General features: G+C 34.7%; 10 protein-coding genes, 1 tRNA gene and 1 pseudogene. 6 read left to right on the forward strand and 6 right to left on the reverse strand.

All coding sequences use genetic code 11. The features are described from left to right. Window positions 1–292: 292 nt before the first annotated feature. Window positions 293–369, reverse strand: a tRNA-Met gene (locus tag GGR08_RS03675). 159 nt (window positions 370–528) lie between these two features. Between GGR08_RS03675 and GGR08_RS03680 the strand changes: the two genes are divergently transcribed. Beyond that, the gene (locus GGR08_RS03680; protein WP_183194041.1) at window positions 529–1,485 is read left to right on the forward strand and encodes a Gfo/Idh/MocA family protein; all 957 of its coding nucleotides are present in this window, start codon (window positions 529–531) and stop codon (window positions 1,483–1,485) included. 49 nt (window positions 1,486–1,534) lie between these two features. Next, window positions 1,535–2,653: a DegT/DnrJ/EryC1/StrS family aminotransferase gene (locus tag GGR08_RS03685; RefSeq protein WP_183194042.1), complete on the forward strand. Its 1,119-nt coding sequence runs from the start codon at window positions 1,535–1,537 to the stop codon at window positions 2,651–2,653. A gap of 312 nt (window positions 2,654–2,965) precedes the next feature. Here the strand turns inward: GGR08_RS03685 and GGR08_RS08200 are convergent. Together GGR08_RS08200 and GGR08_RS03700 are read right to left on the reverse strand one after the other, a co-directional pair. Beyond that, window positions 2,966–3,608, reverse strand: a pseudogene (locus tag GGR08_RS08200) (hypothetical protein). A gap of 28 nt (window positions 3,609–3,636) precedes the next feature. Continuing rightward, window positions 3,637–4,233, reverse strand: a complete 597-nt coding sequence (locus GGR08_RS03700; RefSeq protein ID WP_183194045.1) for a DUF1134 domain-containing protein — start codon at window positions 4,231–4,233, stop codon at window positions 3,637–3,639. Between the two features lie 215 nt (window positions 4,234–4,448). On the opposite strand from GGR08_RS03700, the gene chpT reads away from it, so the two are divergent. Next, window positions 4,449–5,087 (forward strand): histidine phosphotransferase ChpT, encoded by a 639-nt coding sequence (gene chpT, locus GGR08_RS03705; protein WP_183194046.1) that lies wholly within the window; start codon window positions 4,449–4,451, stop codon window positions 5,085–5,087. A 218-nt stretch (window positions 5,088–5,305) separates the two neighbouring features. On the opposite strand, the gene ctrA is transcribed toward chpT, so the two are convergent. Then, complete coding sequence (ctrA, locus tag GGR08_RS03710) at window positions 5,306–6,007, reverse strand: response regulator transcription factor CtrA (RefSeq protein ID WP_183194047.1); 702 nt, start codon at window positions 6,005–6,007, stop codon at window positions 5,306–5,308. Window positions 6,008–6,608: 601 nt separating this feature from the next. Between ctrA and GGR08_RS03715 the strand changes: the two genes are divergently transcribed. After that, a complete protein-coding gene (locus tag GGR08_RS03715) occupies window positions 6,609–6,995 on the forward strand; it encodes a flagellar export protein FliJ (protein WP_183194048.1) in 387 nt (128 codons plus the stop codon). A gap of 139 nt (window positions 6,996–7,134) precedes the next feature. Here GGR08_RS03715 and sciP read toward each other — a convergent pair whose 3' ends face one another. Next, a complete protein-coding gene (gene sciP / locus GGR08_RS03720; protein ID WP_183194049.1) occupies window positions 7,135–7,410 on the reverse strand; it encodes a CtrA inhibitor SciP in 276 nt (91 codons plus the stop codon). Between the two features lie 396 nt (window positions 7,411–7,806). Between sciP and mnmA the strand changes: the two genes are divergently transcribed. Continuing rightward, the gene (gene mnmA, locus GGR08_RS03725) at window positions 7,807–9,030 is read left to right on the forward strand and encodes a tRNA 2-thiouridine(34) synthase MnmA (protein WP_183194050.1); all 1,224 of its coding nucleotides are present in this window, start codon (window positions 7,807–7,809) and stop codon (window positions 9,028–9,030) included. Between the two features lie 1,808 nt (window positions 9,031–10,838). Further along, window positions 10,839–11,747: a cation diffusion facilitator family transporter gene (locus GGR08_RS03730; protein WP_183194051.1), complete on the forward strand. Its 909-nt coding sequence runs from the start codon at window positions 10,839–10,841 to the stop codon at window positions 11,745–11,747. Between the two features lie 1,905 nt (window positions 11,748–13,652). On the opposite strand, the gene pgeF is transcribed toward GGR08_RS03730, so the two are convergent. Next, the gene (gene pgeF, locus GGR08_RS03735) at window positions 13,653–14,435 is read right to left on the reverse strand and encodes a peptidoglycan editing factor PgeF (RefSeq protein WP_183194052.1); all 783 of its coding nucleotides are present in this window, start codon (window positions 14,433–14,435) and stop codon (window positions 13,653–13,655) included. Between the last annotated feature and the right edge of the window lie 24 nt (window positions 14,436–14,459).

Here is a 14,459-nt window from a genome sequence, read left to right on the forward strand (position 1 = left end):
TTCTCAAATAATACGATTCCAACTCAATGATTGATCATCAAAAATTGCGATTTTGAGCAGAAAAGAAAAAGAGGCTTTAAATGATCTTTGAAAGGCCTTTGAAGACCCTTTGAGAACCCCTTAAAAACTCTTTGAAAAAAAATAAATTGGTACAAAACCTAGTGGCAAAATATACAAAACCTGCCGTCAAGCTACATTGAAAAAAAATAAATTGGTACAAAACCTAGTGGCAAAATATACAAAACCTGCCGTCAAGCTACACTAGTGGCAAGCTACAACAACTTTGAAAAATTGGTAGCGAAGGAGGGATTTGAACCCCCGACACAAGGATTATGATTCCTCTGCTCTAACCTACTGAGCTACTCCGCCAAAACACATAAATTACCATAAATTATTTTATCTTTTGCGGGTATAAGGGGTAGAATAGTAAGATGTCAAGCATCGTTTTTAAGCTTTTTTCTTGTCATTCTATTTTATCCTCGATATGTAAGTGTAATTTTATATGATACAGTAAGGTAAGGCGTGAAAATGGTGCCACGTGTAGCTGTTTTAGGATGTGGTCATTGGGGTGGAAATCATATAAAGACACTCCACTCTCTTGAAGCTTTAGCAGCAGTTTCTGATATTGATAGGGATCGTGCTGTCAGGTTTGCAACGATGTATGGTGTAGAGGTTATGACACCAAAAGAGCTTTTTGCTCATCAAGGTATTGATGCACTGATATTAGCGCTGCCGCCGCAATTTCATACACAAAATGTGCTCTGTGCTGTTAAAAGTGGGAAAGATGTATTAGTGGAAAAACCAATAGCCCTAAATGTTGCTGATGCTAAACGTCAGGTTCAGGAGGCTGATGCCTATGGGCGGATTTTTATGGTGGGTCATATCTTACGATTTCACCCAGTTTTTGAAAAAATGTGTGAATTGGTTAAAAAGGGAGAATTGGGAGATGTACGATATATTTATTCTCATAGATTAGGCTTTGGGAAATTTCACACACACAGTGATGCTTTATGGGATCTTGCTCCTCATGATATCTCAATGATTTTGGCGTTGACAGGATGTGAACCCATTGAAGTTCAGGGTAAAGGGGCTGCTGTTGTTGATCAAATCTCTGATTTTTCTCATGTTCATATGATTTTTCCAAATGGTGTACGTAGTCATCTTTTTACTTCACGTCTTAGTCCTTATCGTGAAAGGCGTTTAATCGTTGTTGGTACGAAGGCTATACTCATTTTTGATGATATGGAGCCGTGGAATCGTAAATTGGCAATGCACCATTTTTCCATTTGGAAAGAGAATCAAGAATGGGCTTTTAGCATGGAGGAGATGAATTATATTGATGTTTGTGAAGATTTGCCACTTACTTGCGAATTACGGCACTTTCTTCATTGTATTGAAACGCGTCAATCACCTCGTACAAATGGTGAGGATGCTATTGCGGTTTTACGGATTTTAACAGCTGCTGGTGTCAACTATTATAAGTAAAAGAGATAGGTAGCGTTTTTGCACTCTTGTAATGATCAATGGAGTTAGTATGCAATTCATCGACCTTGGGGCGCAGCGTGCGCGTATTGAAGATAAAATTAATTCTGCAATTGCGCATGTGGTTGCCAGTGGTAAGTATATTTTGGGGCCAAAAGTAACAGAATTTGAAGAGAAATTAGCAGAGTATCTTGGTGTTAAACATGTGATTGCGTGTGCTAATGGAACGGATGCCTTGAAGATGCCTCTTATGGCTAAAAATATTGGTCCAGGTGATGCTGTGTTTTGTCCTAGTTTTACGTTTTCTGCAACGGCTGAAGTGGTTGCTTTGGTGGGAGCAGAGCCGGTTTTTGTAGATGTTTTACTTGATACATTCAATATGGATGTTGAAAAACTTTCGCACACAATCAAAATGGTTAAAAAAGAGGGACGTTTAAAGCCAAAGGCTATTATTGCGGTTGATTTGTTTGGACTTCCTGCTGATTATGTGCAAATTGCTCAAGTGGCTGCAAAGGAAAAACTTTTTTTGATTGAAGATGCAGCTCAATCTATGGGTGGAAGAAGCGGTAATACTATGTGTGGTGCTTTTGGTGATGTGGCTGCCACAAGTTTTTATCCTGCAAAACCATTAGGGTGTTATGGCGATGGAGGCGCTATGATGACCAATGATGATCATTTGGCAGAACTTTTACGTTCTATTTTGTTTCATGGTAAAGGTGAAACGCAATATGACAATGTCCGTATTGGTATGAATTCGCGCCTAGATAGCATTCAGGCTGCAATCTTACTAGAAAAGTTTGTGATCTTTGAAGATGAAATGGAAAAGCGTATGGAAGTTGCTCAACGTTATTCCAATAACTTAAGAGATATTGTGAGAGTTCCAGAAATAGGAGAAAATATTCGTTGCGCTTATGCTCAATATACACTGAGGGTGAAAAAACGTGATAAATTAAAAGATTTTTTACAAAAAAATTCTATTCCTACAATGGTTTATTATAAAACTCCTTTACATCAACAGCCAGCTTATCGACACTTTCCTTATGTAAAAGATTCTCTTTCCGTTTCAGAGTCTTTAGGAGATTGTGTTTTAAGTTTGCCTATGCATCCTTATTTGACGCAAACTGATCAGGATATGATTATTCAGAAAATAAAAGATTTTTATTGTTCTTGAGAGAATGTTTTTTATGTAAAAGCCTCATTGAGGATTCATCTTAGAAGGTATTTTTTGTTACAATGTGTAACAAATATTTTTAAGTATGTTATTTCTAGGGTTCATGAAATGTTGTCCTTTAACACTATGATATGATCAGCAAGGAGGAGCCGCTAGATAAGAAGATAGATTTTTGACAAAACTGTGTAGATTAGGGAATTTTGTCTTTTAGTTTAGCGAGAAAGTCACGTTTATAAAAAATATTTAGGTTATGAGCGTTACAATGAACCTTTGTTGATTTTATTTTTCGTTTAAGTTGTTTTTTTAGACCACTTATTTAAGAAGGTTTTTAGAGAGAAAAGTTATTTTTTTGCGAATGCATGATGCTAGGTCATTTTTGCTTTTGGAGTTTTGGATGAGTGTGTTGATGGGTGATGTGATACCCTCTTGTAGCGCTATATGAGCTGCGAGTGTTGCTGCGAGTTCTTTTGTTTCTTCACGTAGTTCTTCCAGTAATTGCTGGTTAGAAAGAGTGTTAAATTCATGAGTTTGGATTTTTTGTAAATGCTGTTGATAGTGTGCGATTTTTTTATGAATCATTTTTCTTTCCTTTGTAGGTATTGGGTGTGGTGATAGCTTGCTTGGTTACTATCACGTCTTTTATGGGAGTGTCTTGTCTGAGAAGGCATAGCTGATAAAATTGTTCTGTTATTCGGCTTAGTTGTATTTTCTGTTGGGCGTATTTGTTTTGCAAAGATTCGTATTTTTGCTGGTTGTTTGCTAATTCTACAGCATGTTGTGCGCGAAGAAAATCATGATTTGCTTCTATTTCTGCGAGCGATAATGGAAGTTGCGCACAAACATCTTTATATGCAAAATGAACGGCTTTACGCCAAATAAGAGGAGATAAAAGCACTAGTAACCAAGAAGTGAAGGCAACTCCAAGAATAAAAAAAAGAAATGATTGAATAAGCATAATACCTCCCTCTCAAATAAGAATAGATTTAAAACGGATTCCATGTTGGTCTAGATGTTAATTTTAAGTATCCTATATTGATACCAAGGCGTGCGCCAATACCTGTACGTATTGGGATTAACAAGGTATCATGGTATTTTAGGACATGAAAACCAACACCTGCAATAAAATAGGCCGAACCTGAAATACCGCCATAGCGTCCCCATAAATTATTTATACTGTTAAGATTGTAAATTAAGATCATTAAACGAGAGCCTTGGCCGCCAAAATCCCATCCTACTGAGGGACCTTGCCAAAAAACTTTATGCTGGCCGTAGCTTTTGGTAAAAACTCTTCCCTCGCCATAGGTTAAACCAGCAAAAAAGGCACCAGAAGCTTCTTCTCCTAAAATATAGGCATTAGGATAACCATATTCTGAAAAAATATTCTGAATTGCAACTGCCAAACCGCTAGCTGTTTTTCCAAAAAAAATATGACCAGAATCAATGATTTCTTGGAGTGAATAGTGAGGTTCGTTTTGCTCTATTGGTTTTCGTTGAGTATAGGCAGTGTTTATAGTGACGAATAAAAGGAAGATTAAAGATATAATAGTTTTGTACCGAGATTTTAAAAGAGAGAGAGTCATGGAGTTTTCTCCTTTTCTTTAGTGATAAACAAAAAGATAATATTAGGATTTTTATTCTATTTAAATTAAAAATAAGATTTAAGGTTATTTAAGTTATTGAATTTATGGTTTAAATTTTTTCTCATGATTATTAATGTTTCCTATTATGCATCAGATGTTAAGAGTTTTTCTTTAAAATAAAGTTTGTTTTTTGAATCTAGGAGTTTTCAATCATTATGACGTTAGATATTTTTTTGAAGCCTATGGATTTTGCTGCTTTACTTTGTAGTCGTATTTGCCATGATTTGATTTCACCTGTGGGGGCTATCCAAAATGCAATGGAGCTTTATGATGAAGGAGGAGCTGAAGAAGATGCTTTACAATTGGTACGTTTATCCGTTGCGAGTGCTGCTGCACGTTTACAATTTTCGCGATTGGCTTTTGGTTTTTCTAGTGCAAATGGAGGACAAATAGATACACAAGTTGTAGAACAAGTTGCTCAACAATATATGAAGGAAGAAAAAGCAACTTTAAAATGGCAGGTTCCTTCTTTTTTGTTACAAAAAGATGAAATTAAACTTTTGCTTAATTTGTTATTGATTGCAAATGCAACAGTTTCTCGTGGTGGTGAAATTATTGTTATGATTCTGCAAGAGAAAAATAAACGTTCTTTTCGATTTGAGATTCTTGGTAAAAGCCTTCGTATTCCTCCTCATTTTCTTGCGTTATATCATGGGAAAGGCCAAGAAGAGCTCATAGATGCACATGTCGTTCAATACTACTATACAATGTTACTTGCTAAAATGACAGAGATGAAAATAAATATTGAGGAAAGAGAGTGTTGTATTGTTTTAGAAAGTGTAAAAAAACTTTGAAATAGAAGAGAAGCGCTTAAGCTGTGTCGGGCAGAAAAGTGGCTTTGATTAAACTCACAAGCAGTAAGACTATATTGGTAAATAGGGCGGTGGTTATTTTTCTTAAACTTTAAGCGCTTTCTATACAAGATCTTCTTGTGTGCAAGTTTTCTAACTTTGACAGAGAAAAAATCTCGGCCCGCTACACTCCGAGATTTTAGAATATGCATTGTCACTGCTTAAGCGGTTTTTCGTACATTTTCTTCTACTGGATCACGCAATACATAACCACGTCCCCAAACTGTATCAATGTAATTTACATTAGAAGAAATTGCTTCCAATTTTTTCCGCAATTTGCAAATGAAAACATCAATAATTTTTAGTTCTGGTTCATCCATTCCACCGTAGAGATGATTGAGAAACATTTCCTTGGTAAGTGTTGTACCTTTGCGTAAAGAAAGAAGTTCTAGCATTTGGTACTCTTTACCGGTTAAATGAACAGGACGACCTGCAACTTCGACGGTTTTTGCATCAAGATTAACGGTGAGATCACCGGTAACAATCACCGATTGTGCATGTCCTTTAGAACGACGAACAACTGCATGGATACGCGCAATGAGTTCATCTTTATGAAAAGGCTTCGTCATATAGTCGTCTGCTCCAAAACCAAAACCACGAACTTTATCTTCAATGGCGTTCATACCGGAAAGGATAAGGACAGGGGTTTTTATTTTTGCCAATCTTAGAGTCCGCAAGACATCGTACCCTGACATGTCAGGGAGATTCAGATCAAGCAAAATGATATCATAATCATAGAGTTTTCCTAAGTCGATACCTTCTTCACCTAGATCGGTGATATAAACATTAAAATTGGCTGATTTTAGCATCAACTCAATACTTTGAGTAACTGCTTTATCATCTTCAATTAATAATACGCGCATTTTAGATCCCTCACTCCGCTCCTTTACGAATCATAAGGAGCATTTCTATTTTATAACAGTTTGTAAAATCTTTGTTATAAAAACAATTCATGAAATCAAACACTTATAACAAAGCGTTTATGCATATTTCAGTAGTACGCGTTACAATCACTACTAAATTCCCCACTATCCATAATAGTGGTTAACAAAATATTTTTATTTTTGAAAGAGGCTACAAAATTATTTTAGAAAAATTACATATTTTTAAACATAATAAAAATGAAGAGCTTTTTTATAAACTTTAACCTAAAAAAATCTTGTAAAATAGCATTATAAATTACTTTTTTAAAATTTCAGTGTTTGTTTACGGAGCTTTAAACCTCTTCATTTTATAGTGGGGGAAAAATTAAAGTGATAGTTGTTGCTCTTTAAAGCAGGTTGTGTTTGTAGATGCTTTAAGGAAAGGCAGGATTATTATAGTTTTGGGTTAATAGACTGTTTTTTTCAGCATAGACATATATTAAAGAGATTATAATTAAAGAGATAAAGATATGTATTGTAACGAATATGTATTGGGTGTGAATGTGTGTTTTGAGTTGCCGCAATCAATGGAGTAGTGAGTATGAAGCCACGGGAAAATATGGTGCGATTAAGGATGTTTCAAATGCGTGGAAAGCGCCGTGAAATTGCACAGCTTGAGATAATGATCGCAGAATTTGAACGAATGGTGTTAGAACTGGAGGCGCAGATTACTAATGAAGAACGTAAATCTGGAAATAATGATGTTCACCATTTTGCTTATTCTTCTTTTGCGCGTGCAGCGCGGCAAAGACGTGATAACCTGGTTAATTCAATTTGTGATTTACAGCTTCAAAAAACAAATGCTGAAATTGCGCTTCATGAAGCTAATATAGAATTGCGACGGGTTCAGCTTTTGGAAGCACGAGAAAAGAAAATTTCTAAGGAGGATGAGGATATTTTGATGCAGTCGAATTCAATGGCTGGATGATGAAAGAAATTATTGAAAGATCATTCTTTTAGATTTATTGTATGGGAATAATACAAAATAGCCAGACTTGTATAGAAATCAAGTCTGGCTATTTTGTAAGGTATTTTTAAGCTGTTATCGAATCACAATCACGAGCAGTTTAATGCCTGTAATGTTGAGTCTTGGTTGTACGTAATCCCGCTAAACCGTGTTCATCGATCAAACTTTGCCATGAAAGAAATTCTTCTACCGTTAAAGTATAACGTTGACACGCTTCGTCAAGACTTAACAATCCACCTCTGACAGCCGCAACAACTTCAGCTTTGCGACGAATCACCCAGCGTTTTGTTGTTTGTGGCGGTAGATCGGCAATTGTAAGTGGACTGCCATCTGGTCCAATAACATATTTCATTTGTGTTTTTATTAAATTGGTCATTCGTATCCTCTACCTTTAGTCAAGGACTTGGTTTGTTTATAGAGCATGAAATTTAAAAAAGAACTAAACGCGCTGAAGGAAAAAAGTTAATAAAGCGATTGAGCATAAAGTTTAAAGTGTATTGAAGAGCTTCTTGCAACATTTTATCAGATTTTTAAAAAGAGCAAAATTTTTTTCTAAAAGGATTTCTCCTCAAACGATTTTCATTGTGCCTTATTTCTATCACTCTTTGTTTGTTTGCAGTAACTTTTAAGAAAGTGATGCTATGGTTGTGGAAAGGGTAAAAAAATAATATTAAAGAATAATCAATAGTGTAAAAGTGGTGAAGAGCACGCAGCAGAATATTAATAACATATAGGTACCTATTAAACAGAGCATTAAATAGAGAATGAATACATGTTTTTAAACAGTCTTGATTTACCGGGACAACCTAAGGATTCTCGCATTGTTGTTGCAATGTCGGGTGGGGTTGATTCATCGGTTGTTGCAGGTCTTTTGAAAAAGGAAGGGTATAATGTCATTGGTATTACGTTGCAGCTTTATGATCATGGAGCTGCAACGCATCGGGTGGGAGCGTGTTGTGCAGGACAGGATATTGAGGATGCACGCCGTGTTGCAGAGACATTAGGAATCCCGCATTATGTTCTTGATTATGAAAAGCGCTTTCGTGAAGCCGTTATCGACCCTTTTGCAGAAAGTTATGTTCATGGAGAGACACCAGTACCATGTATTGCGTGCAATCAGACGGTAAAGTTTTCGGATTTATTAGCAACGGCACGTGAATTGGGGGCAGATGCTTTGGCAACCGGGCATTATATTCGTTCACGTTCCCATGGAGCGCATCGAGCACTCTTTCGTCCTCTGGATAATGACCGTGATCAGAGTTATTTTCTCTTTGCAACGACACAAGAACAGATTGATTATTTGCGTTTTCCACTTGGTGATCTTCCAAAAGTGCGTGTTCGTGAAATGGCAACGGAGATGGGCTTTGTGGTTGCCAATAAGCATGATAGTCAGGATATTTGTTTTGTTCCACAAGGAAAGTATTCAGATGTTATTGCAAGATTACGTCCAGAAGCAGCTAATCCTGGCGAGATTGTCCATATTGATGGAAAGATTTTAGGCAAACATTCGGGAATTGTTAATTATACTGTTGGTCAACGGCGTGGTATTGGAGTGTCAACTGGTGAAGCACTTTATGTGGTTTATCTCGATGTAGAAAATGCACGTGTTATTGTTGGGCCGCGTGAAATGTTGGAAACGCATAAGCTTTTTTTACGTGATGTAAATTGGCTTGGTGATGAACTGTTGGATAAATTTCCTTCTCAAGGTATTGAGGTAGCTGTAAAGGTACGTTCTACGCGCCCCCCTCACCTTGCACGCTTGCATTATAAAGAAGGTATTTTTTCCGTTGATCTATTAGAATGTGAGAATGGCGTGGCACCAGGGCAAGCTTGTGTGCTTTATGATGGAAATGGTCATGAGGCACGTATTCTTGGGGGAGGATTTGTAACCCATTCAGAACGTGCAGCTGATACTGAGATGATGTTGAAGCGCGTTTTGTGCAATCTCGAAACAAAAGCGTTTGTTCCTTCTGAATTTAAAACAACGGCTTCATAAAAATAGTTAAGTGATTTATAATAATAATTTCCGTCCTTCAACTTGAAGGAGAAATTGCCGTAAGATTTTCTAAGTGTAAATTGCTTTGGGATTAAAGCCATCAAAATCATATCTTGTGCACCTCAGAAGCAGGATTGGGTTTGGAGAACATTGATAAGAAAAATGTCAAAATATTCCTTAACAATGCTTTTACGAGTAGTTAACGCACATCTTCGGATATTTTTTACAACTTAGAAAGCTATCATTTTTAGGAGTTAAAGTCGGTAAAATGGGTGAGTGCAATACTTGAAGCCGTGGCAGCATTGAAGCTTGTGAAAGTTGTCAGTTAGGGGAATACATAAGGCTTTTGATTGTTGTAGTATATAGGGTAGTAAGCTTTCATCTTCTGTTTCAAAATACGTGTTATCCTTGAAATTTTGGTTTCTTGCTTGAAAGTGTGTGAGGCAGAAAAGGGAATAAGGATAAAGATGAAGGTTTTTATCATTTAGAGCAGCTGTAATATTATTTATATCAGTGTTTTGCAGAGAGGGCACTTTTAGAGCAGTACTGGAGAAACTTGGATTGATTTGAGATAAAAGAGTTTGCATGGGGTTTTGTCGATAATAATGCTGTCACTAACAAAGGCTACTGCATTACGCAGAATTGATTCTATATTGTCATAATTCGAAATACAGCGTGAAAACAAAACCAAAGTTTTTTCTGGAGAACTTTGGAAAAAATTCTGTAATGATGGTGGTGTTTTTCATTTATTAATACTGAGAATATGATGATGAATATGGAAACCGGCAGGATTATCAATAACTTTTTGTGGAATGCAATAAATGGAACATATAGGCTGTGTTTTTTTTCAAAATCGTTAGAAGGCCTAAGGAAGATTTTGCTATAATGAATGGTGAGGGGGAAAATTCTTTTGCAGGCAGTAATGCGAGTAATGTTACTTCGTTTTTAGCAATAAATTGATGTGATTTTCAAAAAGATTTTTTCACGAATATTATGATAGGTTTTTAGGTGTGGAGCATTCGTTTCGTTGATTATTGTGATATTCAAATGTATGCGAGATTTTTAATTGTTTTTTTTCAATTTTTAGCTGTTCGAATTTATTTTATTTTTAAAAAGAGAGGTAAAAAAATATTATTTTAAACTTATGATAGAATTTATATTGACATCATACAACCATAGGTATAGTATAGGGATACCGATGCAAAATGATATATTTTGTTTTATATCGGGTGTAGTGTCTTGGGTCCCCGCTATTTCCCAAGCTCTGCATGCCCTTAGTTTTTAAGGGAAAAGAATCTGGGTCCCCAATGCCCAGATTCTTTTTTGGGGTAATGATTGTTTTTCTTTTTTGTTTTAAATTTTTAGCAAGTCATATTTTAAAATCCAGTTGAGCTGTAGGATTATATCAGAGTACTAAGATATTTTTTTCTAAGGTGCTGGAATGCATAGCTCTGAGTTATGATACATATTATAAGGCTGAAAAATAATTCATAATCCATTTGAGCAAAAAAATTCTTCGTTTATGAAACCTAGATGGCTTTAAGTTGTTCAGAAAATTGTTGATAATGAAGGTGATCTGTTTAATTACTTTTGGAGAGTTCTTTGTTTATTATTTGTATTCTTCAATCTTATTGGTGCTGTGGGTATAATTGAGCAGTTTTGCGAAAACAATAGTGATTTTAGGCGTTTATTGTAGGATGAAGCTTCTGTAATTCTGTAGGATTGAGGAAATAGTGGTGATCTGCCAAAAATATCATTATATGGTTGGAAATATTCTTCCTTCTTTCATGAAAAAAGGGATGGGGTTCATGGATATAAAAATCGATATACAAAGCTTAGCTTTACATTCTATTTTTGTTGCATGTATTGTTTTTGCTTTGAAATATTGGGCATATCATATCACAAGTTCTGTTGCACTTTATTCTGATGCATTGGAATCGGTTGTGAATATTCTTGCGTCATTGGCAGCATGGTGGGCTGTTAAAGTGAGTATGAAGCCAGCGGATCATGATCATCCTTTTGGGCATCATAAAGCGGAATATTTTTCCGCGATTTTTGAAGGAGTACTCATTATTATTGCGGCAATTGTTATTTTAAGAGAAGCATGGGTAACTCTTACTACCGTTAAATTATTACAGAAACCTGGAATATGGCTTGTTATTCATTTTGTTGCAACTGTCATAAATTGTATGTGGGGAATGGTTCTTATTTGGCAGGGAAAACGCCATCGCTCACCAGCTCTTAAAGCTGATGGAGTGCATTTTATAACTGATGTTTTTACATCACTTGCAATTTTAATTGGTTTGGTTGCTGGTTTTGTAGGAGGATGGATAGTTCTAGATCCAATTTTAGCGATAATCGTTGCCGTTAATCTTCTTTTACAGGGCTGGAAACTCATTAGGAATGCTATTCAAGGATTAATGGATGTTGGCGTTGAATTGAATGAAACCATGCGGATTCGAGAGCTGATTTCTAGAAATGCAGATGGTGCACTTGAGGTCCATGATTTACGTACACGTGTTGCTGGTAGGATTATTTTTATCGAGTTTCATTTAGTAGTGCCAGCTGCAATGGAAGTATGGGAAGCACATAAAATTTGTGATAAAATTGAAGATATTCTTCAAAAAGAATTTAATAATGTGCGCATTTCTATTCATGTTGAACCTGAAGCTGAAGCAATACTATCTCCCAATACAACAATGATCCCTTTTATGTAATTTTTTTCAAATTGTCTATCATATTGTGAATATTATTTTTTACGAGGAGATAATTCATACCCCTTGGAAATACAATAATGCTATTTCATTGATTTTATTTTTGCAGCAATCAAGTATAAAAGATTAAATAGAGTATTTAAGGTAAGATTTAATCACACAACTATTTAAGGTCTGGTGATAGAAGGTATATAAAATTTGATATATTAAGTGTTTTTAGAATGTAGGGTAATATTCAGAGTAGGGTTTTCCGATTTATCTTTATGTAAGTAAATCGCATGAAATGGTTAGTTGCTTAAATTCTCTTAAGAGGACGGATTGTTTACAGGCCATTGGGAGTAAATGTTTTTTCTTTAGGAAAAAGAGAGATAAAAGTCATGAAGAGAATTTTTAAGTTGGTGATCGTATATTAATCATTCTTACTTGTGTAAAAAATGTGTTGTTTTAACATGTCGAACAATCTCTCATATGAAAGGATAGTAAGCTTATATTGCTTATAAATACAGGCTTTAAATATTTTTATAGATTCTGATTCAAATGTTTGAGTATTTATTTAGAGAGGCTTTTATTAAGCGTCTTTTCATTTTGTACTCAAACGCAGCTTTTTGTAAATGAGCCGTCTTAAATTTTGAGTTGGTAAAATTAACCAGTCCAATTTGGGAGGTATTATCTTTAGAATCACGTCGTTGTACTGTTACAACGGTTTTGAATTTTGTTAGCTTTATCTTAAAATAATTTTCTTCAAATTAGGGTGTGTAAAATCATTCAATCTATTTGGAAGTAGTGTTTTTAAACTGTAATTTTAAAAACATTTTTCTTGTTTGCATGATATTATTAAAAATCTTTTAACTTCATAAGATATAATATTATGATTTTTATATCCATTATGATAATATGGTTTATATAATTCCTGCTTATTGTTTACTAAATTTTTAGTAAGTGTTTTTAAATCGATTTTTTTAAATCTTTTTATGCAATCTTTATGAAATAAACTTATAATTTTTATGATAGTTACGAACGATTATTCTTTTTAGAATTTCTCTCAAAAAGAGCAAAATCCATATCATTCTTTAAATATATGCAATTTATATAGGATAAAAACGTATCCTTAAAATTTATGAATTGTTATGAATGATAGTTGCTTTTCATTTCGTTTGAATATTTATATGCGTTATAATGTTTGCATCGTGATTTGCTTTTTGTGTTCTGTTTAGAGATGGCAGTTGTTTTTAAAAAAATGGTCAAATGAATTGTGTACAAAAGTGTGGGTTTTGATAGGGTGCATAGAAAATTATTTACACAATATTTTGATTGTTCTATATTCTTATGTAGTATATAGCACTGGGTGCGTGTTATTTCATCTGTTTTGATCATTGAGTAATAAGATTGCTTAAAGAGTTTTTTATAAAGTTCCATTTAAATGCGTGTGCTCTTTTATTTTAAAATGAGATAGTTCATAACATTATGAATTTTATTTCGTAATTTAAAAGTGTTTTTTTCTGCTATAGAGTCTTTATTTTGAGTATTCTTTTGCACTTTCATGATGCACGTAATATTTTTTTACTTCTGTTGGTATTGTTAGGTGTTTCTTTAAGTCGATATGTCTTTGCTTGTAGAGATATTTACCGCTAAAGCGTGAAGGTAATGAAGATATTTTTAATCATCCAATTTATTTTTTTCTGCCATTACTTGATAGAGAGAACAGCTTCAATGATATTTTACATTTAAATAATTATTATTATAAACAAGCGTTAAAAAGAAGGGTTATTTTTATTTCTTAAAGCTACAGTTTTTGTAATTGGTGAAACCAATAAGAGTTTTTATGAAAAAGGCGAGGACAAAGGAGCTTACTTATTTTATTGGTGTTGTTTTGTTTGTAGTTTTGATCTTTTTGTAAGGGAAAAATGTTTATTTCAACATAATAGCAGAAATTTGCCGTCCATGATCGGATTCGTTGCGGTGTAGTGCACGACGATAAGAAAAAAAATATTGTTCATTGTGATAGGTACAAAGCTCTACACAAGAAGCATTGACACCTGATTCTTTTAGTTGGTTTATAATAAATGCCCATAGATTAAAGCAAAAGTGATTGACTTTTTCTGTTTTTAAAAAATATTTTTGAAATTTGCTATGGTGCTCAATAAATTGGTTGTAAAATTCACTTGTCACTTCGTAGTGGCATGGACCAATACAAGGACCAAGAGCTGCTGTTATTGATTGTCTTTTGGCTCCTTTTTTTTCCATAACAGCAATGGTTTTTTCGATAATTCCATTTAAGCTTCCTCGCCATCCAGCATGAGTAGCAGCGATGACACCGGCTTGTGGATCGGCAAAGAGAATGGGGCCGCAATCTGCTGTAAGAACTCCAAGAACGAGTCCTGGTGTAGTTGTAACAAGAGCATCAGCTTTAGGAGGTACACCGATAGTTGCTTGATGAGCTACGATAACGTTACAGGAGTGTATTTGATTGACTGTGACTAAATTTTGTACCTTAATAGAAAAATAATTAGCGATCAAAAGATGATTTTGTCTATTATGTCTAGGTTGATTATCTGAATTTTTTCCAACGTTAAAGCTATGATAAATGTTTTTTGCAACATCATCTTGGCGTGTAAAAAATCCATGTTTTATCCCATGGGTGTGTAAAGTAGAAAGATTTTTTGCAAGGATGGGATGAGGGATAGGTTTCATAAAGATTCCTTATGGGGCTATTTA

Origin of the sequence: Bartonella fuyuanensis, from assembly GCF_014197255.1 — a bacterium.
Taxonomy (GTDB): Bacteria; Pseudomonadota; Alphaproteobacteria; order Rhizobiales; family Rhizobiaceae; genus Bartonella; species Bartonella fuyuanensis.

Excerpts from the sequence above, each read along its gene's own strand:
- GGR08_RS03680 (WP_183194041.1), top strand. The coding sequence starts at position 529 with ATGGTGCCACGTGTAGCTGTTTTAGGATGTGGTCATTGGGGTGGAAAT.
- GGR08_RS03685 (WP_183194042.1), top strand. The coding sequence starts at position 1,535 with ATGCAATTCATCGACCTTGGGGCGCAGCGTGCGCGTATTGAAGATAAA.
- GGR08_RS03700 (WP_183194045.1), bottom strand. The coding sequence starts at position 4,233 with ATGACTCTCTCTCTTTTAAAATCTCGGTACAAAACTATTATATCTTTA.
- chpT (WP_183194046.1), top strand. The coding sequence starts at position 4,449 with ATGACGTTAGATATTTTTTTGAAGCCTATGGATTTTGCTGCTTTACTT.
- ctrA (WP_183194047.1), bottom strand. The coding sequence starts at position 6,007 with ATGCGCGTATTATTAATTGAAGATGATAAAGCAGTTACTCAAAGTATT.
- GGR08_RS03715 (WP_183194048.1), top strand. The coding sequence starts at position 6,609 with ATGAAGCCACGGGAAAATATGGTGCGATTAAGGATGTTTCAAATGCGT.
- sciP (WP_183194049.1), bottom strand. The coding sequence starts at position 7,410 with ATGACCAATTTAATAAAAACACAAATGAAATATGTTATTGGACCAGAT.
- mnmA (WP_183194050.1), top strand. The coding sequence starts at position 7,807 with ATGTTTTTAAACAGTCTTGATTTACCGGGACAACCTAAGGATTCTCGC.
- GGR08_RS03730 (WP_183194051.1), top strand. The coding sequence starts at position 10,839 with ATGGATATAAAAATCGATATACAAAGCTTAGCTTTACATTCTATTTTT.
- pgeF (WP_183194052.1), bottom strand. The coding sequence starts at position 14,435 with ATGAAACCTATCCCTCATCCCATCCTTGCAAAAAATCTTTCTACTTTA.